Here is a 22,690-nt window from a genome sequence, read left to right as displayed (position 1 = left end):
TTAGAAATGTCAAAAATTCACACTCTAAGTTTGGTCCCCGTAGTCAAGCAACAGGCTAACAACAGTGGGTTTTACAGATCTATACAGCAAAGCCTTCAATCGTTTAGCTTATGACAGTGTTTACTATAAATACTTCCCCTCTAAATACTTGATATACACTTCAGGATTTATTTTGTCCTCACCGCTAGCACTTTTTAATAAATCAGCTGAATTGTTTAACGAACCGAGATTTCTAAAATTCTTATTTAGATAATTATTTAGATTACTAAAATCACCATTTAATATATCATCTTTTATATTTGGGTGCATCTCTTTTACTTTTTTCATCATCATCGCAGCAATAATTGCACCGTTTGTATAGGCAGGAAAGTAACCGAAACTTCCATGTGACCAATGAATATCTTGAAGACAGCCATTACTGAAACTTGTTGGTTTAATACCTAAATATTCCACCATATTACTATCCCAAAAGGTTGGTAAATCATCAAGGTTTAAATTACCGTTGATTAGCAGTTCTTCAATCTCGAAACGTAATATTACATGCATTGGATAAGTTATTTCATCTGCATCCACTCTTATAAAATCAGGCATAACTCTTGTAATTTTTCTATATAAATTTTCCGCTGAATATTCTTCACCTTTTATATTAAATTCATCGTGAAGTAATTTGGCTAAAAATTCTGTAAATTCTCTTGATCTCCCTACTTGCATCTCCATAAATAAAGACTGGCTTTCATGAAAAGCCATACCTTTAGCAAGTCCTACCGGTTGTCCTTTATACATTTCTGGCAAATTTTGCTCATATAAAGCATGACCTGTTTCATGAATAATTCCCATTAAACCGCTTATGAAATTGTCTTTATCATACCTAGTAGTTAAACGTATATCGTTTGGTGTGCCACTGCAAAAAGGATGATTCGATTCGTCAAGTCGCCCTTTTGCTAAATCAAACTGCATAATTTCCATAATGCGTTTTCCGATACGCTTTTGCATCTTAGGATCTAGTCTACTAATCTTTACTAATTTTTTTTCACCTTTTTGCTTTTCTAAAACTTTATTTATAAGCTCCCGGAGTTCTTTTTTAAGTACCGAAAAAAATTGCTTGATCTCGTTACTTTTTCTGCTTGGATCATACATATCTATTAATGAGTCGTATAATCCGCAATTAAAAACATCTGCTCGTGCTTTTGCTACTTCTTTCGTATAATCTAAAACTTTTTGTAAGTGTGGTTTGAATAAGTTATAGTCATTATTTTTTCTTGCTTCTCGCCAAACAAGTTCTGCTTTATTAGTAGCAGCTACTAACTTCTTTTGTAGTTGCTCATCGATGCAATTTGCATCTGTTATCTTTCTCTCAATCTCTCTAATATTAGCATTTTGCCAATTGTTAAGGTTTTTTGATTCTTCTTTTGCTTTGCTAAGTAGCTCTTTTAGGAGAGGAGATTTGAGCATAGAATGAACAAGCGATGTTAAAGTTATTATTTCGTTGCTGCGACTCTCACCTGAACCTATAGGCATATTTACCGCAACATCCCAATATAATATGTTTAGAATATTATTAAAATGAGAGATGGTTGAAAATGCATTTTCTAATTTTGTGTAGTTGTTCATATTGTTCTCTATTGTAAGTTTTGTTGTACTACTCGAATGTCATTCCCGCAAAAGCGCAAATCTAGAAACACTTAATATCACCCCGTGAGCTTCTAGTTCTAGCGTGATACAGTAATAAAGTTATTAGTATTGTAGATATTGCTTCTTTAGATCACGTGATCAAGTCGCGTGATGACAATGAGTACTACTACAAATGTAACAATTCTTTTGCTGCCTTTAAACTTGTCTTGGTAATTGTTTTACCTGAAATCATGCGGGCGAGTTCCTCTTGTCTTTCAGATAAATTTAAAGCTTTTGCTGTTACCTTTGTTTCTTTTTCTAGCTGCGTTTTCTCAATTTTTATATGTAAGTCTGCTTTACCTGCTACTTGCGGCTGGTGTGTAATAACTATTACTTGAGTAACAGTACTAAGCTTTTTTAATCTCTCACCTACTTTATCTGCAACTTCACCGCCGATTCCAACATCTATTTCATCAAATATAATAGACGCTTTTACCATTTTATCAAATAAAGAAGTTTTTAAAGCAAGCATGCACCTTGATAATTCACCGTTGGAAGCAATCTTATTAATTACTTCCGCTGCCGTTCCGGGATTAGTAGAAGCCTTAAAAACAATATCGTCATTACCGCATGCTGTCGGTTCTTTTCTAGCAGTTATCTCAATCCTAAAGATTGTTTTCGCCATTTTAAGCTGTTTTAGCTCCTGATGCAACGATTCTTCTAGGTGTTTTGCAGCAATAAGACGCTTTTTAGATAAACTGCTTGCTAATTCATAATATTTTTGCTGCAATAGCACTTCTTGAGCTTTTAACTCATTGCTATTTGCTATTTTGTTTTTTAATATACCGAGCTGCTCTAAAGATTTATCTAAAAATACACCTAACCCATTAGCAGGAACATTATATTTACGACTAATAGCTTTTATTAAAAATAATCTTTCTTCTGTTTCTTCAAGATTAGATTCCTTATAATTAAAACTATCTAACAGATTTGATAATTCTTGGCGTGCTTCTTCTAAATTATTATAGGCTTCTTCTAAACTTGTAGCAATAGTTTTAAAATGTTTGTTCTGACCTTGTCTTGCTAATAATTTTTCTGCCCTATTAATTGAAATATTTATTTCGGGATTGTTGATCTGTTCTAGAGTATCTTTTATTAGCTGTAACTCTTTATCTTTATTTTGCAAATCTTTTCGTATATTTGCTAATTTTTCTTCTTCACCTATTTGAATGTTCAACTTAGTTAATTCTTCCGTTGCAAAGCTTAAATAATCAATTTCTTGTTCTATAGAATTTTGTTTAAGTGTTATTTCAGCAATTTCTTTCTGAGTATCTTTCCAAATTTGATAACATTTGGAAAGCTCCGCTCGGAAGTCCAAAATATTTCCATAACTGTCTAAAATATCACGCTGCGTATTTGCTTCTAGAAGAGAAATGTTATGATTTTGTCCATGAAGCTCAAATAAGTACGTAGCTAATTGCTGCATAAGAGTCTTATTAACTACTTGATTATTAATGAAGAATTTTTTCCGTCCTTCGGTTTTGTGCAAACACTTTACAAGTAATAACTCTTCAGGTTCAATAAAATTTTGTAGTAGAAAATTTTTTATTTCTTCATTTAAAGAGTATATTATACTAACAACAGCGTAATCTTTTCCACGCTTTATTATATTGTTTGAAATTTTGTAACCTAGGCAAAATAAAATAGCATCGAGTAAAATAGATTTACCAGCTCCTGTCTCACCGGTAATAACACATAAACCTTTATTAAACTCAATTTCCAGCTCATCTATCAGAATGAAATTCTTAACTAAAAGGCTCTGGAGCATAATTAATACTAAGATAGAACTTCAAAAATTGGCATCGTCATTCTACAAAGAGTGCAGGTATCCACTAATATATAGTTCCGCTCCTTGCCTTGTGAATTCCTTACTCTTTTTAAAGTTGATCTTCGTATAACTCTTCTTCATATTTACCACTATCATACTACTTGACCAACTTATATGCATAACTATACCACTGACTATCGGGGTAGTTATAACCTAACACCGATGCATATTTTTTTGCTTCATCTGGCAGTCCAAGCATCATGTAGCTTTCGGCTAAACGGTAAAGAGCTTCTACCGAATGAGAAGTAGTTTGATAATGATTGATTACCTCTTCAAATCTGTTAATTGCTGCTATAGGATTCTTTTTCTTTAAGTAGAAACGACCTACCATCATCTCTTTACCTGCTAGATGATCATTTACTAGGTCAATTTTTAAAGATGCATCAATGGCATATTTGGTATTTGAGAATTTTTCTATTATGTCTTTAAAACTGTCTTTAGCAAGGAAAGTTCTAGATTGATCATGGTTTACGTCAGAAATTAACATATAATATGATAGAGCTTTAAGGTAATATGCATACGCAATATCAACATTTGCAGGATGCAAATTAATGAACATATCAAGCACATCAACCGCTTCTTCATATTGAGTGGCAAGAAATAAAGAATAGGCCTGCATCAATTCAGCTTGCGGCGTCATTTCATTACCTGGATGTTGGTAAAATACTCTTCCGAATTCTTCTGCAGCTTTCTTATATTTTTTCTTTTCTAACAAAATAATACCTTCGTTATAAAGTGTAGGAATAGGTACTACTACATCATCACTGTTTTTTTTGCTTTTACAGCCACTTAAAGATAGTCCTATAATGAAAAGGACACTTAATAATTTTGCTAATTTCATAAGAACTTAAATTCAGTTAATACCTAAATATACATATAGGCTTATCGAATTTCAAGGATTCAATTTAAAATCTCATAAGCTTATAAATTTCTTGGACTTATTTTCTCCACCCAATGTCCTTTATCATTTTTATGGTATTGTTTTTCAACGGCTGAACACGCTACTTTGTGTGCAACTGCTTCTCTTGAATCATCCTTATGTCTTTTATCGGCATCATTATATCGCTCAAATGCATGATTAAAAGCTTCGCGATAAAATATCCTTAGCATAGCTCTGAAGATGTTTTAATCAGGTAAATCATCCTTATTTTTATCAGGCATAGACACCTCCTCCGGTAATAATATTATGCAAATAATATTTATAACATCACAGGTTTTATTTCTATAGGAAAGTTACACAAAATTTACGACCATAAGCTTTTCATTTTGTTAAAAAAGCTGCTGTCGTTTTCTTTTTCACTCATGGATTCTTTTTTGAATTCTTCTAGTAACTCACGCTGTCTTTTAGATAAATTTTTAGGTACTTCAACATGAATATGTGTCAGCATATCACCCCTAATAGTTGATCTCATTTTAGACATACCTTTACTGCGTAGTCTTAATTGATCACCGTTTTGTGTACCTGCAGGAATTGTTAAATTTACTTTTCCGCCTTCAATGATTGGTACTTCTACTTCCCCTCCAAGGGCAGCATTTACAAAACTAATAGGTAGTTTACAATGTAAATTTGCTCCGTCTACTTTATAAATATCATGAGGTTTTATTGATATATCAACGTATAAATCACCGCTATTACCACCTCTAATACCTGCTTCTCCTTCACCTGTGTGCCTTATTCTAGTACCGTTTTCAACGCCTGCAGGAATATTTACCAATAAATTGCGTTGCTTATGGTAACGTCCCATGCCATGACATTTCTTGCATGGATTTTTTATCATTTGTCCGTTACCTTGGCATTTATGGCAAGTTTGTTCGATCGTAAAGAATCCTTGCTGAATTCTAGTCACTCCAACACCGCTGCAAGCATCGCAAGTTGTTATGGTTTCACCTTTTTCAGAACCGTTACCGTGACAAGTGTCACATTGTACTTCGCTAGAAAAGCTAATGTTTTTTTCTATACCGTGAAATGCTTCTTCTAAATTAATTGTCAGATCATATTTTAAATCCGAGCCTCTAACTTTGCTTGAAGTCGGGCGTGACCTTCTACTACCTCCCATAAAATCGCTAAAGAAGTCACCGAAAATATCGTTAATATCGGGATGAAAACTGCTAGTCCCTCCTCCTGCTCCTCTTCGTGATTGTTGATTTTGAAAAGCGTCATGCCCAAAACGGTCATAAGCAGCTCTTTTTTGTTCATCTTTTAAAACGTCATAAGCAGCATTGATTTCTTTAAATTTCTTCTCAGCATTCGTATCTCCAGCTGCCGCATTATCGGGGTGATATTGTTTAGCTAGCTTGTGATAAGCTTTTTTAAGCTCAGCTGAACTAGCTGTTTTACTAACACCTAGAATTTGGTAATAATCTTGTGACATAATTTAATTTATAAACATGGTTATCATCCCGCAGCTTTTGACTGCGGGATCTTAGGAATCCATTTATATATTTACTGGATACCGTGGTCAAACTACGGTATGACAAGCTTTACTTCTTCTCTACATCCTTAAAATCGGCGTCTACTACTTTTTCATCGTTAGCAGTATTTTCTTCAGAAGGCTGACCTTCACTTTGTGCTTTATACATTGCTTCACCGATTTTCATGCTAGCTGCAGTTAAGCTTTCAGTTTTTTCTTTAATTAAAGCTGCATCTTCCGAATCAAGAACGGCTTTTAAGGCAGCTAGTGCTTCTTCGACTAGTCCTTTATCTTCTGATGATAATTTATCGCTGTAATCTTTTAAAGTTTTTTCAGTAGAATAAACTAAACTATCGGCAGCATTTTTCGTCTCAATAAGTTCTTTACGCTTTTTGTCTTCATCAGCATTCTGCTCAGCATCTTTAACCATTTGTGCGATTTCAGCATCACTGAGTCCTCCTGAGGCTTGAATAGTTACTTTTTGTTCCTTACCGCTTGCTTTATCTTTAGCTGAAACATGTACTATTCCATTAACGTCAATATCAAATGTTACTTCTATTTGGGGTACACCTCTAGGTGCAGGAGGTATGCCCTCAAGGTTAAACTGACCAAGCAATTTATTATCTTTTGCCATTTGACGTTCACCTTGGAATACTCTAATTGTTACAGCATGCTGATTATCATCGGCAGTAGAGAATATCTGGCTTTTTTTGGTCGGGATAGTAGTATTGCGCTCTATTAATCTAGTAAAGACACCGCCAAGAGTTTCAATACCAAGGGATAGAGGCGTAACGTCTAATAATAATATATCCGTTACTTCTTTATTAAGTACTCCGCCTTGGATAGCAGCACCAAGGGCTACAACCTCATCAGGATTTACGCCTTTATGCGGTTCACGTCCAAAGAATTTTTTTACGGCTTCTTGTACTTTCGGCATTCTAGTCATACCGCCGACTAACACTACTTCCTGAATATTGGAAGGCTTTAAACCTGCATCCTTTAATGCTTGACGACAAGGTTCGATGGTTTTCTCAATTAAATCATCTACTAATTTTTCAAGTTCGGCTCTAGTAAATTTGATATTTAAATGTTTTGGACCGCTACTATCAGCCGTAATATAAGGCAAATTAATATCAGTAGTTACTGCAGAAGATAGCTCTTTCTTAGATTTTTCCGCTGCTTCTTTCAAACGCTGAAGTGCTAAAGGATCATTACGTAAATCTATACCGCTTGCTTTTTTAAATACATCTATTAAATGGTTTAATATTCTTGTATCAAAATCCTCGCCACCAAGGAATGTATCACCGTTTGTTGATTTTACTTCAAAAACACCGTCACCGATTTCAAGGATTGAAATATCAAACGTTCCGCCGCCTAAATCATAAACTGCAATAGTCTTACTTGCAGATTTGTCAAAACCGTAAGCAAGAGCTGCAGCGGTCGGTTCGTTAATTATTCTAAGTACTTCAAGACCTGCTATTTTACCTGCGTCTTTCGTTGCTTGACGTTGTGCATCATTAAAATAAGCAGGTACAGTTATTACTGCTTGTGTTACTTTTTCTCCTAAATAATTCTCAGCAGTTTCTTTCATTTTTTGTAAAATAAAAGCACTAATTTGGCTTGGTGAATATTTGTTATTATCTGCTTCAACCCATGCATCACCGTTCTGGGCTTTAACTATATTATACGGTACAATATCTTGATCTTTCTTAACCATAGGATCGGTAAAATTTCTACCGATTAACCGCTTTACCGCATATATAGTATTGCGAGGGTTAGTGACTGCTTGTCTCTTAGCTGATTGTCCTACTAATTTTTCTCCGTTTGCAAAAGCTATTATTGACGGTGTAGTTCTCTCACCTTCTGAATTTTCTATTACTTTTGGTTCTTTCCCTTCCATGACCGCAACGCAAGAGTTAGTAGTCCCAAGGTCAATACCTATTACTTTGCCCATAATAATCCTCGTTTTCTTAAAATTTCTATTTTGTTATGACTTTTTATTTGATATAGTGCGACTTTAATGATTTTACAAGAGGTGAAAATGACAAAACTATCGATTGTACTAAAACTTTTATTTATTATTAATTTAGTTTTCTTAAACAAGATAGTTTTAGCCTCTGCAGAAATGAATAGTACTATATTTGAAAAAGCTAAGAAAGCAATTGTAACGATTGATACTAGAATTGCCGTGTCAGCGTACGAAGATACAAGCAGTTGGACCGGAACGGGATTTATTAACGATAAGCAAAATGGCTATATAATTACTAATACCCATGTAGTCGGTGTTGCTTCGATCGGAACTTATTTTGTTACTTTTTATAACGGCGAGCAGGCAGAAGCAAAACTTATCTATTACGATATTTGGCAAGATTATGCCATTCTAAAAGTAGAGAGCAAAGACATACCAGCATCGGTAACACAAATATCTTTTGCAAGCGAACTGCCCAAATTAAATCAAAAAGTTTTTGTGGTAGGGAATACTGAAGCTCAAGGCTTTTCTTTCCATACAGGGTACTTATCAGATCTTTATAATATTGCAGGTATGATGCCGCAATGTACTTATGTAATTAGTTTAAATACTACAGGAGGTGCAAGTGGTTCACCGGTGTTAAATGATAAGATTGAGGCTATAGGAGTATTATATGGCGGCGGTAAAACCCATTCTTTGGCGTTGCATGGTGATTATGTAGCTCGTACTTTGGAAAGTTTGAAGAATAATAAAGAACCAAAGCGGCATCATATTGGAGTAATAAGCGAATTATATTCTTTAAATAAAGCAGTTAAACATCATAATTTCCCTAAAGAAGAAATGGATAAATATATAAATAAATTTCCTGATAGTAGAAATAGAGTGATAAGCGTTAAGACAATTCTAGCAGGCTCACCTGCTGAAAAGCTTTTAAAAGCCGGTGATATTATTTGGGCAGTAAATGATAAGGAACTCGGAGGTAATCTAGCGTTATTTGATAAAGAAATGGATAATTTTAAAGGAATAGCTATTAAGCTTACTATATTTCGTGACGGGAAAAAGCTAGAACAAGTAGTAGATTTATATGATATAAATAGTAATAAAATCACTAAAATGGTAAATTTTGGCGGTGCCATATTTTTTGAAACCGATGATTATTTTAGCAATAAATCAGGTATTCCGCTTAAAGCTTTAAGTATAGCTTCCGTTCAATCTGGTAGTAGCTTTAGCTCTATACCAACGTTTTTTACTAAAGATTATAAAAATATTTATAGATTACAAATGCTTGAAATAAAAGATCTGAACTTAAGTAATATTGATGATTTGGTGAAATTCTTACCTGCTATTACTAAAGAGAAATTTATAACGGTTAGATTTAGAAATTATCAACCTTATTATGCTAATTTTGGTTATAATGAACTTATCTCATCACATAATAATATGATTGCGGATGTAACTTTAGATTCTATAGATATTAAGCCTTATATATTGAAATATAATACTATTTCTCATGACTGGGATATGGAAAATATAAAATTTCAGTAAGTAATTCATTGTGATAAATTAACAATTCTTTCAATTCAACTTAGTGTGTTGCTTGCGTTGTTGTTTCTAAATTTATAATCTTATATTCAGGTTCTATGAAAATTTAATTAATATATTTTAATTCTTGTTGGCTACAAATTATAATATTTTTTTGAAAAATGAATAACTATTCCTACAAAAATCTTATTATCAAAAATATCTAAATAAATAATTTAATGTTCCTTCACAGCGTCAGGAGCATTGCAAATTAGCTCAGTATTATTCATAATACTATGTTCATCCCTACGTAGCTTTGTGTTGTAGGGATCAGAAACACTCTTGATGTCTCATTCCTAGTTAAAAGTGGAAATCCAGAAAAAATTGAGGTAATTTAAACTAATAATAGTGTTTATGCTTGTTGATTACTGAATTCCTATTTTTGCAGGAAGTACATCGCACCCAAACCTACCTAAGAAACATAGCTAATTACGCCTAAAATAATTAATAATTTATAAATTTAGGAGAATTAATGAGAAAACAACAAATACCTACTTTACATCAGATTTAAATATAAAACTCCAAACTTAAATTCGCCCGATTTAGATAGAGAAATGAAATCCGCGTCAGTAAAGAGTGATATAGACGAGTTGGAAAATTATCAAAAAGTGTTATTAAAACTTTTAAAAGTGCGTTACAGGTGTTTCTTGAAAGCAATCCCAATGTTCTTATACACGAAGTAGCTGAACATGGTAAAAAAGATTTAGTAGTAGAGATATTAGACGCAAATTAGGACGCTATAGATTCTACCGTTTATCGCTATTACATTCGGCAATTGCCGTGGTTATAGTAATATTGAAATTTTATTAAACAACAAACCTACTTTAGTAATGATAAAAGATGCTTCAGGTCTTTACACCATCGCGTTATAATACTAGTAAAGCAATAATAGCAATATATGAACAAAAGCTTTAAAAATTATAACTCAGTGGTAGGAATATACTGGCTAATTCCATCGTCCCCTATCAATCGGTAATACTCTGTTTGAGGATTATAATTATCATTATTAATTGGTTCTTGTGATGATAGTTTTTGTGCTAATATTATCAATTTTTCTTCATGTAACTTAAAAGATTTTTCTAGATCCTCTTTTGTAATCTTTACAGTTTTAGCTTTGTCTGTGTTTATGTAGATGTTTTTATTGCTTTTTGAACATTTTTGAATACTTGAACAAGTTATATATAATTTCATCAATACCTTAAAAATTATTTGAGGCGGTATATTACAGGTCTTATTCATAAGTGTCAACTTATTACAAATATTAATAGATACTCATTATTATAATTTTCTTTCATAAAAACATTTCATATGTTTATTCCCGCGAAGGCGGGAATAACATACAAGTTATACAACAAAATCTTCACAAAACTGAAATAAACCAATATATTATAAATTAATAAAAAATAAAAATTATGCGTTCTGTATTTATAATAATATTCTTTCTAATAAGTAGCTGTAATTTAAAGCCCGTATATAGAGAAGCATACAATAGAAATGATGATTTAGAAGCTATTGAAGTTGAGCCGATTAAAACAATTGAAGGGGCTGAATTTTATCATCGCTTAACTAGTATTTTACCTCAGAGAACAAAAGCAAAATACCTACTTAAAGTAGAGCTTATCGCAACAACTATGCCTGCTACTATTGACAAAAAGTCCAATATTTTAAGGGAATATATTAATCAATTAGTGAGATATAAATTGATTGATATAGAAAGCCAAAAGGTTTTAATTGAAGAGCAGTTTTATCAAAACACATCATATAATGCTATTTTTACACCATATGCAACAAATGTTGAAAGACATGGAACAGGAATAGATTTAGCATATCAAGCAGCAGAGGAAATTCGTAGCAGATTAATTTTATATTTTATACGGAAGTAGGTTCTATGTACAATAAAATACAATATTTGTATTTTAGAATATTTTTAAGTGAAAATTAATAAGATTTTAGTGGAATAGCTAATTCCTATTTAAAAAAATCTTGTCATTTATAACTAAAAAGAACTAAAATAGCTTATTTTGCTTTTTATACATAGAACCTCAACGTATGAAATTTTATTTTTCACAAATTAAGCGATTATTTGCACTAATAACAGCTGGAAAAATTAGAGCTCTTTTACTATATGGTCCTGATAAAGGTTATATAGAAAAAATTTGTAAGCACTTAGTAAAAAGCTTAAATATGCTACAAACTTCTATAGAATATACAGAACTTAATATTGCATCTTTAGAGATATTGCTTAATTCACCTAATTTTTTTGGTCAAAAAGAATTAATTAAAGTTAGATCGGTCGGGAATTCAATCGATCAGAATTTAAAAATAATTCTAAGCCGTGATTATATAAATTTTCCTGTATTTATAGGTGAGGAAATGACTTCTAGTTCAAGCTTCAGAAAATTTTTTGAAACGGAAGAATATTTAGCGGCAACCGCTTGTTATCATGATGATGAAGTAAAAATTGAAAGAATTATTTTAGATAAAGTAGGAAAAACTAATAAAATTATAAGTAAAGAAGCTAATGCTTATTTAAAAGCTCACCTAAAAGGTGATCATAATCTAGTTTGTAACGAAATAAATAAATTGATATATTTTGTTCATGATCGAAAAGAAATTACTTTAAACGACGTCCTAGAAGTTATAAGTAGCGAAATTACGGCAAACGGTAGCGATTTAGCAATATATTTTTCAAAAAAAGATTATAGTAATTTTCTGCAAGAGCTTGATATATTAAAAAAACAAAATATCAATGAAGTTTTAATGATCAGAGCCTTAATAAGGCATTACTTAAATTTATATATAGTGTTATCGAAAGTAAAAAACGGTGAGTGTTTGGAACTTGCAATAAAATCATTATCACCACCAATTTTTTATCAGTATATTAATGATTTTACAAAAATAGCAAGTAGTCTTAGCCTAGCTGAATGTTTAGAGACTTTAAAACTGCTGCAGCAAGCAGAGGTAGAATATAAGCTAAACCCTGCTAGCTTTGATTTACTCCAAAAAATTTATACTCGATGAACTTCAAAAATTGGTTACGTTATCCTAATATTATAGTTACTGTGGTACTCACGTTATTATATACTCTGCTCTTTGTCTTGTGGATTTATTGATCTTTTTGAAGTTGCTCTTCGTATACAAGTGTTTTCATTTATTAGAAGTATATTATATGCCAAGACCTGATTTTTCTGACCCTCATAAACAAATTCATGAAATTATTAGAGTTAATCATGCTGGAGAGTATGGTGCAACAAGAATTTATCAAGGGCAGCTAAAATATATTAAATCTCAAAATGATTATATTTTGATTAAAGAAATGCTTGATCACGAAGAGATACATTTAAATTTTTTTGAAAAAAAATTATTAGAAAAAAAAGTAAGACCCACGATTTTATTATTTTTGTGGCATTATTACGGATTTTTACTTGGTGCTTTATCTTCCTTGATGGGAATAAAAACGGCAATGCTTATTACCGAGAGTGTAGAAGAAGTAATAGAAAAACATTATGAACAGCAAATAAATGATTGGCATGGCCTAGGTTGCGAACAAGAATTATTAGATAATATAACTAAATTTCGACTTGATGAAATTGAACATAAAAATATTGCTATAATGCATGATAGCACTAAGACAATATTTGCAGAAATAAGTAGTAAAGTAGTGAAGATAATTTGTCGTATTTCTATAATTTTAAGCAAGAAAATTTAGAGTTTGTAGTTTAATAAGCAAAGATATATTTTTTGGTGATTACTTAGTGAGTTGAACAATCTAGAAATATTTTCTTTCTAAGATATTAAATAATATTATTAGAAACAGTGGTGAAAGGAAAAATTTTTACCTTTGTATTTTTTATAATTAATAAATCTTCAAACATTAGCTAATACTACTTGCAATTCCTTGATTCAATATGTCGAAACCTAATCTAGCAATTAATAAATAAAGATGCTAGGGCTTATAAGCTCCGTTGCTGTAAGACAACAACCTTCATTATATTTCATGATTTTACTCACTTACAATACATAGGCCCTTGGCATAACTTAATATTAAGTTTTGACAAATTGTTCTTGCAACAATGGAGCTTAAACATTATTAGTGGTCTATATATTAGTTGAATAATATATAGAGTTAAGAGATTTTAGTTGTGATTAATAATAAATATTGTAATAGTTATGAGGTATATTTTCTATATAATCTGCTTCTAGCATTTGCTTTTACATCAGTAATAATTTATATTTAATTCATGCAAATCGCTCATTACTTTTGTAGTTTGTTATTGGTGATAATTAGGAAATATAAAATAAAAATATGAGTCAAAAAATAATTTTAAATAATTCACATCCTATTACAAAATCACACTTATTCCATGTAGTAGACCCAAGCCCTTGGCCTGTCCTAACATCTTTTGCTTTACTTCTTTTGGTTATAGGCAGTGTCTCGTTTATGCATGGCTACAAATTTAATGTATATATTTTATCTGCAGGAGTTATTTCAGTAGTTTACTGTTTATATTCTTGGTGGCGAGACGTAGTAAAAGAAGGAATAGTAGAACACCAACATACAATACCGGTTAGAAAAGGTTTACAAATAGGTATGGCGTTATTTATCTTAACGGAAATAGTATTTTTTGGTGTATTTTTTGCTTCTTTTTTTAAATCAAGTCTATCACCTGTAGGTCTTTTAGATGGTGTATGGGTTGTAAAGCAAGGCGTTTGGCCTCCGCCTACAATTAAAACTTTTGATCCGTTTGATATTCCTTTTATCAATACTTTAATACTACTCTTATCAGGCACTACCGTTACTTGGGCTCACTACGCCTTAGAGGAAAAAAATCAAAAAGATTGTGTAACTGCACTAGCTCTTACTATATTGCTTGGAATATTTTTTACAACTATGCAAGCATATGAATATTATCATGCAGCGTTTAAATTTACAGATGGCATATATGCTTCTAATTTTTATTTAGCCACGGGTTTTCATGGTGCTCATGTAATTATAGGTACTATATTTCTAATAGTTTGTTATTTTAGAGCAAAAAGAGGAGATTTTACTACAGAAGGTAATGGACATTTAGGATTTAAATTTGCTGCATGGTATTGGCATTTTATTGACCTGGTTTGGTTATTTTTATTTACGTTTGTTTATATATTTGGCAGTTAAATTATACTATATGTGATTATAATGTTACTTAAAATAAGTGTTTTTAAAATATTTTTGCATATTAATAAAATTGCATATATTTAGGAGTTGATTTATATATAAATAAACTATACATTATCTTTTTAATTTATTTTATTGAGGTACAATATATGAACTTTCATATTCGTGAATTAAACGAAGAATTAATCAATTATAAGCTATCGTTACGCATATTATTTACTATTCTAAGCGTGGCTATTATTATAGTAGCTTTTGACAGTTTAGGTAGTAGTAGCGATCCTGTAGGTGATACATTGTGTAAGTTAATTAAAGTATTCAGAGGCAATACTGCAAAAGGTATAGCTGTTGTTGGTATAATTGTTCTGGGAATTCAAACATTAAGAGGAAAATTGCAGTGGGAAGTAGCTTTAGTGGTAGTTACTGCAATTATTATATTATTTAAAGCTCCTGATATTGTTAATATGGTATCAAGCGATACTAATAGCTCAAATTGTGGTGTTTCCTAATACACGGTAATAAAAATTATTATATCTTTAGAGTAATACCTATAAGTTTTAACTTATAGGTATTTTTACTTTTAGATACAGTAAACATTGCTAATGTCGTTCCAGTTTTGTTGTGTGATCGAAAAAACGCCTTCAGTGTCATACCATGGCTTTGACCACAGTATAAACAACTTAAAATACTAATAATTTTTTTAAACTGGACCACAGTACAAGACCCGTGGGAGGATCACAATAGGAAATCAATCTATGCAACAAGACTCCTTTTCGTCGGAATTAAGGAATCATACCACAACGCCTATTCATAAAAAATAAAAAGTGCTTCTCACTTAAATAAAAGTCCTAATCTATTACCTATAGCAATATTAATATATTTTGCCGTAATAGGTATCCCTGCAAGATTCATTTCTAGGTATATTGCTTGTTTTGCAGGAATTTTTGTTTGCAGCCTTGTAATGGATATATATTCATCTAAAGCTTGATTATTAGTATCCATTACTCTAACTTTAATTATAGGATCGGAAATTAGATAATCCGACTCATTAGATAATTTATAAAATATCCTCATACGGCCTATATGAAGAGATTTTCCTAAATTAATTTGCTCTATTTTTAATTGATCATATTTACCTAAGAATTTAAAACTATCTACTAGTAATATCACTAAACAAAAAATTATAAAGTGAGTCCATAATATTGGAAATATATTATATTTTTTCTTAGGAGGAATACACGGTAAAATAACCGGCACATTAGCATTGTAATGATTTGTAATAGTTTCCGTGTTTACTTTATCTTTACAGTCATTTAATTTACTAGTATTATAGTCTAATTTTTGATACCACAAATGGCTACATTTGGAACATTTTACTCGTCGTCCGTTAATACCTATTTGATTGCTTGTAACAATAAATTTTGTTTGGCAATTTGGGCAAGTAATATACATAGTTAATTATAATTGTTATTATGTTTGACTTTTATGATAATCTCATTTATTATTTTTGGCAATAAAACAGTTAAAAGATATGTACGACCTTATTAAAGAAATTGAAGAAGCTTGGCAAATTAAGGACATGCTGCTTCAAGATTCTGCAAAGCTTATAACATTACAAAAGACTCTTAATTACATTATAGAAAGCTTAAATCAAGGTACAATTCGTGTTTGTGAAAAGAAAGAAAATGGTTGGCAAGTTAATGAATGGGTAAAGAAAGCTATATTGCTATATTTTATCACTACGGAATCGCAACTTTATAGTAACAATTATAATAGCTGGTATGACAAAGTTGCTCCTAAATTTTCTGCAGATATTGATAAAAATATATTCAAAGAAGCATCTATACGCACAGTACCTGGTGCTTTTGTTAGAACCGGTACTTATATAGCTAAAAATGTTGTTATTATGCCTTCTTTCATTAATTTAGGTGCTTATATAGATGAGAGAACAATGATTGATACATGGGCTACTATCGGCTCATGCGCCCAAATCGGCAAGAATTGCCATATTTCAGGTGGCACGGGAATAGGTGGAGTACTTGAGCCATTGCAAGCAAAACCTGTTATCATTGAAGATAATTGTTTTATCGGTGCAAGATCGGAAATAGCAGAAGGTGTAATAGTAGAGGAGGGAGCAGTAATTAGTATGGGGGCGTTTATCGGTAGCTCTACAAAAATAGTATATAGAGATACAGGGGAAATTATTTATGGCAGAGTTCCAGCTTATTCTGTTGTAGTACCTGGGGTATTACCTGCTAAGGAAGCGGGTAAGCCTGGGCTTTACTGCGTAGTCATTATAAAACAAGTTGATAAAACTACTAGAGCTAGAGTAAGCATAAATGACTTATTAAGATAACGTGAATATCGAATTGCTTTTATATTTGCTATAGCGTTTACATAGCGCGTTTTATGTTATATCCAACGTGAAAAATAATATTAATAAAATAATATATAAAAAACAAGTTTTGTGATGTTATACTGGGATCCAGCCTGTGCGGCAATAAAATAAAATGAGCTATGCAATAACACTATTTTGTTATTGGCAATACGATATATCAATAATATCGCTGATTATATCCTTAAAACACTCTTTTTTTGTTGTTCTGAAATATCCGTTTGTTGAGTGTATTATTATCTGTCTTTTCTAAGAAAATATTGTATGTCATAACATTGCATCTTGTTGTGTTTAAGAGTGAAGATAATCTCCTTGCTGGATTAATAGTTTTTATTTTCCCATGTTAAGAAGTAGGTTTATGAAAAATTTTATATCTGCAAATACTACGATTGGCAACATAAAGTTAAAGTCACCGATTTTTAGGTCTTGTGTAGTAAGTTTAAATTATTTATATTTTAAGGATTTTTTTAGATTAAACTTACTATACAATACCTACTATGCCCTCATTTGAGCAAATTAAAGTTTTACCTTATAAACCGCAAGAATTATTTGATTTGGTATGGGATATAAAGTCTTATCCTAAATTCTTACCTTGGTGTGTTGCTTCTAGAATTCTTTCAGAAGATCCATATGAGATCATTGCTGAGTTAGTGATCCAGTTAAAAGGTTTTTCAGAAAAATATAATTCACGAGTTACAAATGCAATAACAGATAATGGAATATATTTGATTGATACGGTAGCTATTGCAGGACCTTTTGAATATTTAACAAGTACCTGGCAATTTGTTCCACGCACTGCAGGAACTAAATTAAAATTCTTTATTGATTTAAAAATGCAGTCCGTAATACTGGATAAATTAATCAGCACTTATTTTACAAAAGCAACTGAAAAAATAATTGTAGCTTTTGAAAAAAGAGCACAGGATATTATTAGATGAAAAAGGATAAGTTTTGATCAGATTTAATAACTTGAACCTTAACAATTAGCATCAACTCCCACTAAAACTATACTTCCTTCTTCTTCATTAGCAAAATCTAGCTCAATGTTAGCAGCATTATTTAAATAATCATTAAAAGTTTTAATATCTTCTTCTAGGTTTTTTGTTGCCGCATCAACATATGCCGTTATATATTTAATAGCTGCTTTAATTTTAGGAGAGATTATTCTACCTATAGTATTTCCAAAAATTTTTTCTACTGAAAAATCAATGACATATTCTGCATAACTAATAACTATTTTTAAACCTAAAGCTGATAATATTGCTGCTATATCTGTTGCTACTTTTTTAGCTATTTAGCTATATAATATATTCAAGATATGTTGCTTTAGTCTTTATAATAGATGAATAAGTTTTTGGGGCATCGCTACCAAATAAATTTGTAATATATGAAACATTATCTCCTCTTTCATTATTATTAAATTTAAATTAGCATATTTCATGGTTTTTAAATATAACGTAAATGTACTGTATTATAAAGGTAAACAAATGTAAACTTTAATTTAATAATAACTTAAGTAATATTAATGCTTGACATAATTCCATATTTTGTGGTAATTTAGATAAACCAAATATTGGGAATACAAATGAAAGAATTAATTTGAGGGATAAAATGAAAGAATTTGAATCTTTAACTGTAGAAGAAATTCCTATAAACACTATAAACTATAAGGAATTTGCTCATTTAGGAGTAAATCTTGCATATAAGACGGATGATGCACAGCGATATCTTGCAGAAGCATTAGTGACAGATGGTAGTCACTTAGTAGGCAGTGGTTGGGAAATACTCGCTGCTTCTTGTAATAACGCAAATACAGCTCAATATGGTTATAAAGCTGTTGCATTTATAAATAAGGAAACTAAAACTATTCATATTGCTAGTGCCGGTACAAAAGCAGATATGCATGACATATGGGATGATGCACGTATTACTTTCCATTATAATCCTAATAAATTAGTAACAGTTAAGAAATTTATTGATGAAGTAATTGACAAAATAGGCGGTATTGAGAAAGCTGCAGAATATATTTTTGATACTAGCGGTCATTCACTTGGAGCAATAGTTGCGGATTTAACCGGAGTAGAATTACATTCTCGTAATTTAAATTTTAATCAATCTGTAACTTTTGACAGCCCAGGTTCACAAGAAGTAATTAAATACGCTATAGATCAGGATTTATTTACCGGAAAAGTAACAACCCCTCTAGAAGAGTTAGCTAAACATTCTGAGGTATATAATGCAAAACCTAATATTATTAATACTACCAATTATCATTCCGGTAAAATAAACTTAGTTCTACCGAAAGTAAATAATATCGAGACGTCAGAATCATCAACAACAGACGGGTGGGGATCATATTTATATAATATGGTTGGTTCTGTTGTTCAAACAGCTTCAAAATATCTAGGCATTAATAAAATAATGGAAGGGATTGATAATCATAAATTAAAAAATTTTGCTAATTTAGAAGATCAGATTATTTTACCTATAGCCGATTGGGAACAGCAAATATTAGAAAATAATGAATATACTCAACAACTTAAAACTATTTCAGGTCAGGGTAAAGATTTATTTTTATTAGATACTTATGTTGCAGATGAATGTTCTAGCATGGTTGGAGTAAATATGTATCATTGGGGATATAGTGATTTACAACAAAGTTGTGCTATGGAAGTTAAACAAATAGGTAACATAGACTTATATAATAGTATAGAAATTGTATGTTAGACAACATTATTTTTGGTATAGCTAGATTTATAAGAGGTGCAGCTGATACTGCTTCAAATATAGTAGAAGCTAATATAAATATAATTTCTACTACTTTAAGTACAATAACAGATAATGAAGATATAGTTAATAATCCTACTATTATAGAGCAACTTGATGGCAACTGGGTAGTAGTCTCATTAGGAGATGAGTCATCTTCTGTAACCAAATCATAATTTCAGTATTATATCTTAAATTATCCTCAACTATTGAGGGTAATTTTTATTTCTTATTTAGAGCAACTAAGTAGATTTCAGTAGATTCACTACGGCTGGATAAAGGTTTAAAATGTTTCACGGTCCTAAATTCATGCTTCACTTTATTTAATAACTTGTTTTCTGCACCGCCGCGAAAGATTTTAGCAATAAAATGACCTGAAGGTTTTAGAACTTTTAAAGCAAATTCAAGAGCTTGCTCACATAAAAGTAAGGTTCTGATATGATCGGTAGCTTTATGACCTATGGTATTTGATGCCATATCACTCATTACTATATTAGCTTTACCATCTAAAGCCTGAATAATTAATTTTTCCGTATCTTCTTCAAAAAAGTCTTTTTGAAAAAACTCAACTCCAACAATAGGTCTGATTTCCAATAAATCGATAGAGATTATTTTATTATTGAGGCTATTATCCGAAGCTTTAATAAGCTTGGAAGCTATTTGGCTCCATCCACCAGGAGCTGCTCCTAAATCAACAATTTTCATATTAGGAGTAAAAAGTTTAAATTTTTCATGAATTTCAAGCAGTTTATACGCAGCTCTTGATCTAAAGCCTTGGGTACGTGCCTTTGCAACATACGGATCATTTAATTGGCGTCTAAGCCAGTTATTAGAGGAGACGGTACGTTTTCTAGAAGTTTTAACTCTAACAAATTTATTTCTATAACCGCTTAAATTATTTGTCATAAGATTTTTTTATTTTCTTTTGCTATTTTATCTAATACAGAATTAACAAAACCGATCTCATGTTCATTTAACATATCATTTGCTATGTCCGTATATTCGTTGATTACTACTTTAGCAGGCGTAGTATGGCAAAATAATAGCTCACATATACTAACACGAAATAAAGCTCGGAGTAAGATCGGCATATGTGCAGGATCTTTATCATTTGTTAAATGATTGTCGATCATTTCATCTAGTTTATTAAAATTTTCAAATACTGACTTTACCAGCATTTTAAAATGACTTATACTTAATGATATTTTTAAATTCTCCGACAAATCTGTTATAGAATTATTATTTTGATAAAAAGAAAGTACGTTCTGCAATATATATTCCATATCTTGATTATCTTGTAATATATGTTGATACATAGCCTGCACTGCTGCAATACGTGCAATCGACTTTTTATTAATTTTATTTGAACCCATAGAGAAAAGAATTTTTAAATTTACATCATTGCGAGGGAGTATTGTTACGTGGCTTGAGTTTCTCATTGTTTGTCATCCCGCGACTCGATCACAGGATCCAGTCTTTTTTTTTATTTTGCTCTAGATACCGTAAGCCACGTGGTGGTGACACTTGAACACATCTTACGATCCACGCAACAATATTCACTCGCAATGACGGAATGATACCTATAACATTGCAATTTATACCTTAAAATAATTTATTAGTAAACTTATAAAAATTTTATGTTATCTATAGTCGGATTTATTATAACAATTAGTTTCTTGGTATTTATCCATGAGTTTGGACATTATGCGGTTGCTAGATATGTTAATGTAAAAGTTGAGGAGTTCTCGATAGGCTTCGGTAAAGAACTAATAGGTATTAGCGATAAAAAAGGAGTTAGGTGGAAGATTGGCCTTGTACCGCTCGGTGGCTACGTCAAGATTTACGGCTATGATCGTACTCTTATAGCTAACGCTAAAGAAGTGAATGAAAAAGTAGCTTTTTATACCAAATCTTGTTTAGAACGTTTTTTAATAGTTGCAGCAGGCCCACTTATTAATTATTTACTTGCCATAATAATATTTGCAGGTCTTTATTGTTACTTTGGCAAAACAGAGATTCCTCCTATAATAGGTGATGTAGTAGCTTCATCACCGGCAGAGACAGCAGACTTAAGAGAAGGAGATAAAATTATTAAGGTTAACAATAAACCTGTTAAAGATTTCGGGGACGTACAGAAAGAAATATTAATTAACGGTTTTAGTTCTTCTACTTTAACTATAGAAAGAAACAACGAAGAATTTACTGTTAATATAATGCCCCAAGAAATAATTATAACGCATCCTGAAGCAAAGAATGTTAAGAAAACTCTCCGAATCGGTATTATAGCTAAAAATGCACCTATTCATACTAAAATAGGAATTTTAATAGGATTTTGGGAAGCTATTAATACTACTATAGATATGTCCGCTTTAACTCTAAAAGCAATATCACAAATGATTGTAGGAAAACGTTCATTAGATGAGATAGGAGGACCGGTAGCTATTGCTAGAGAGTCAGGGAAATCTATAGCTCAAGGACCCCAAATGTATCTATTATTTATTGCAATGCTTTCCGTTAATTTAGGGTTACTTAACTTACTACCCATACCGGTTCTTGACGGTGGACATTTGATATTTATACTCTATGAAGCAATTACCGGTAGATTACCAAATCCTAAAACTAAAAATATTTTGTTACAATTAGGAGCGGCAATAATAGTTTTTCTTATTATAATCTCTGTTTCCAACGATATACAAAATTTATTTTTTAAATAATAGATTTACTTGCTCTGACTAATATTATCCACTATAGTTAGAGTACATTAATTATATTTAAATGCATTAGTGTAGGAGGACTTTATATCATTCTCAGGAAAACGGGAATCAAAAAAATAGCCTTAAATATTAGTATTAATAATTACATTGTTGGTAAAATAAACATATAAAAACAAGTTTTTTATATGGTTTTATTATAT

At 31.2% G+C, this 22,690-nt stretch carries 21 protein-coding genes; 11 read left to right on the top strand and 10 right to left on the bottom strand.

Annotation, left to right across the window (positions count from 1 at the left end; genetic code table 11):
* Window positions 1-123: 123 nt before the first annotated feature.
* From A1E_RS00875 to dnaK, 6 genes are all read right to left on the bottom strand, one after another.
* A complete protein-coding gene (locus A1E_RS00875) occupies window positions 124-1,611 on the bottom strand; it encodes a carboxypeptidase M32 (RefSeq protein WP_041405222.1) in 1,488 nt (495 codons plus the stop codon).
* 187 nt (window positions 1,612-1,798) lie between these two features.
* Window positions 1,799-3,439 (bottom strand): DNA repair protein RecN, encoded by a 1,641-nt coding sequence (gene recN / locus A1E_RS00870; RefSeq protein ID WP_012148333.1) that lies wholly within the window; start codon window positions 3,437-3,439, stop codon window positions 1,799-1,801.
* A 157-nt stretch (window positions 3,440-3,596) separates the two neighbouring features.
* Complete coding sequence (locus A1E_RS00865; protein WP_012148332.1) at window positions 3,597-4,340, bottom strand: outer membrane protein assembly factor BamD; 744 nt, start codon at window positions 4,338-4,340, stop codon at window positions 3,597-3,599.
* A gap of 80 nt (window positions 4,341-4,420) precedes the next feature.
* Window positions 4,421-4,609 (bottom strand): ChaB family protein, encoded by a 189-nt coding sequence (locus A1E_RS00860; RefSeq protein ID WP_012148331.1) that lies wholly within the window; start codon window positions 4,607-4,609, stop codon window positions 4,421-4,423.
* 134 nt (window positions 4,610-4,743) lie between these two features.
* A complete protein-coding gene (gene dnaJ, locus A1E_RS00855; protein WP_012148330.1) occupies window positions 4,744-5,871 on the bottom strand; it encodes a molecular chaperone DnaJ in 1,128 nt (375 codons plus the stop codon).
* Between the two features lie 109 nt (window positions 5,872-5,980).
* Window positions 5,981-7,864 (bottom strand): molecular chaperone DnaK, encoded by a 1,884-nt coding sequence (gene dnaK, locus A1E_RS00850; RefSeq protein WP_012148329.1) that lies wholly within the window; start codon window positions 7,862-7,864, stop codon window positions 5,981-5,983.
* A gap of 66 nt (window positions 7,865-7,930) precedes the next feature.
* On the opposite strand from dnaK, the gene A1E_RS00845 reads away from it, so the two are divergent.
* Window positions 7,931-9,424: a S1C family serine protease gene (locus A1E_RS00845; RefSeq protein WP_012148328.1), complete on the top strand. Its 1,494-nt coding sequence runs from the start codon at window positions 7,931-7,933 to the stop codon at window positions 9,422-9,424.
* 954 nt (window positions 9,425-10,378) lie between these two features.
* Here the strand turns inward: A1E_RS00845 and A1E_RS00840 are convergent.
* Window positions 10,379-10,699, bottom strand: a complete 321-nt coding sequence (locus A1E_RS00840) for a hypothetical protein (protein WP_041405221.1) — start codon at window positions 10,697-10,699, stop codon at window positions 10,379-10,381.
* A 173-nt stretch (window positions 10,700-10,872) separates the two neighbouring features.
* On the opposite strand from A1E_RS00840, the gene A1E_RS00835 reads away from it, so the two are divergent.
* From A1E_RS00835 to A1E_RS00815, 5 genes are all read left to right on the top strand, one after another.
* Window positions 10,873-11,343: a hypothetical protein gene (locus tag A1E_RS00835; protein WP_012148325.1), complete on the top strand. Its 471-nt coding sequence runs from the start codon at window positions 10,873-10,875 to the stop codon at window positions 11,341-11,343.
* Between the two features lie 166 nt (window positions 11,344-11,509).
* Window positions 11,510-12,481, top strand: a complete 972-nt coding sequence (holA, locus tag A1E_RS00830; protein WP_012148324.1) for a DNA polymerase III subunit delta — start codon at window positions 11,510-11,512, stop codon at window positions 12,479-12,481.
* Window positions 12,482-12,629: 148 nt separating this feature from the next.
* The gene (locus tag A1E_RS00825; RefSeq protein WP_012148323.1) at window positions 12,630-13,169 is read left to right on the top strand and encodes a demethoxyubiquinone hydroxylase family protein; all 540 of its coding nucleotides are present in this window, start codon (window positions 12,630-12,632) and stop codon (window positions 13,167-13,169) included.
* A 597-nt stretch (window positions 13,170-13,766) separates the two neighbouring features.
* Window positions 13,767-14,618 (top strand): cytochrome c oxidase subunit 3, encoded by an 852-nt coding sequence (locus tag A1E_RS00820; RefSeq protein WP_012148322.1) that lies wholly within the window; start codon window positions 13,767-13,769, stop codon window positions 14,616-14,618.
* A 149-nt stretch (window positions 14,619-14,767) separates the two neighbouring features.
* Window positions 14,768-15,124, top strand: a complete 357-nt coding sequence (locus A1E_RS00815; protein ID WP_012148321.1) for a TrbC/VirB2 family type IV secretion system protein — start codon at window positions 14,768-14,770, stop codon at window positions 15,122-15,124.
* A gap of 322 nt (window positions 15,125-15,446) precedes the next feature.
* Here A1E_RS00815 and A1E_RS00810 read toward each other — a convergent pair whose 3' ends face one another.
* Complete coding sequence (locus A1E_RS00810) at window positions 15,447-16,067, bottom strand: MJ0042-type zinc finger domain-containing protein (protein ID WP_012148320.1); 621 nt, start codon at window positions 16,065-16,067, stop codon at window positions 15,447-15,449.
* 79 nt (window positions 16,068-16,146) lie between these two features.
* Between A1E_RS00810 and dapD the strand changes: the two genes are divergently transcribed.
* From dapD to A1E_RS00790, 4 genes are all read left to right on the top strand, one after another.
* Window positions 16,147-16,971, top strand: coding sequence for a 2,3,4,5-tetrahydropyridine-2,6-dicarboxylate N-succinyltransferase (dapD, locus tag A1E_RS00805; protein ID WP_012148319.1), 825 nt, complete (start codon window positions 16,147-16,149; stop codon window positions 16,969-16,971).
* 536 nt (window positions 16,972-17,507) lie between these two features.
* The gene (locus A1E_RS00800) at window positions 17,508-17,948 is read left to right on the top strand and encodes a type II toxin-antitoxin system RatA family toxin (RefSeq protein ID WP_012148318.1); all 441 of its coding nucleotides are present in this window, start codon (window positions 17,508-17,510) and stop codon (window positions 17,946-17,948) included.
* 673 nt (window positions 17,949-18,621) lie between these two features.
* The gene (locus tag A1E_RS00795; protein ID WP_012148317.1) at window positions 18,622-19,737 is read left to right on the top strand and encodes a hypothetical protein; all 1,116 of its coding nucleotides are present in this window, start codon (window positions 18,622-18,624) and stop codon (window positions 19,735-19,737) included.
* Complete coding sequence (locus A1E_RS00790; protein ID WP_012148316.1) at window positions 19,731-19,952, top strand: hypothetical protein; 222 nt, start codon at window positions 19,731-19,733, stop codon at window positions 19,950-19,952. The genes A1E_RS00795 and A1E_RS00790 overlap by 7 nt, the downstream gene beginning before the upstream one ends.
* Before the next feature lie 46 nt (window positions 19,953-19,998).
* Here A1E_RS00790 and A1E_RS00785 read toward each other — a convergent pair whose 3' ends face one another.
* Window positions 19,999-20,682: an RlmE family RNA methyltransferase gene (locus tag A1E_RS00785; protein WP_012148315.1), complete on the bottom strand. Its 684-nt coding sequence runs from the start codon at window positions 20,680-20,682 to the stop codon at window positions 19,999-20,001.
* Window positions 20,679-21,149: a transcription antitermination factor NusB gene (gene nusB / locus A1E_RS00780; RefSeq protein WP_041405220.1), complete on the bottom strand. Its 471-nt coding sequence runs from the start codon at window positions 21,147-21,149 to the stop codon at window positions 20,679-20,681. The genes A1E_RS00785 and nusB overlap by 4 nt, the downstream gene beginning before the upstream one ends.
* Window positions 21,150-21,413: 264 nt before the next feature.
* Here nusB and rseP point away from each other — a divergent pair, with 264 nt between their 5' ends.
* A complete protein-coding gene (gene rseP / locus A1E_RS00775) occupies window positions 21,414-22,490 on the top strand; it encodes an RIP metalloprotease RseP (RefSeq protein ID WP_012148313.1) in 1,077 nt (358 codons plus the stop codon).
* Window positions 22,491-22,690: the final 200 nt, after the last annotated feature.

The sequence above is a fragment of the Rickettsia canadensis str. McKiel genome, from assembly GCF_000014345.1.
Taxonomy (GTDB): domain Bacteria; phylum Pseudomonadota; class Alphaproteobacteria; order Rickettsiales; family Rickettsiaceae; genus Rickettsia; species Rickettsia canadensis.
Note: the sequence above shows the minus strand (reverse complement) of the source record. Positions and strands in the feature narration are given on the sequence as shown.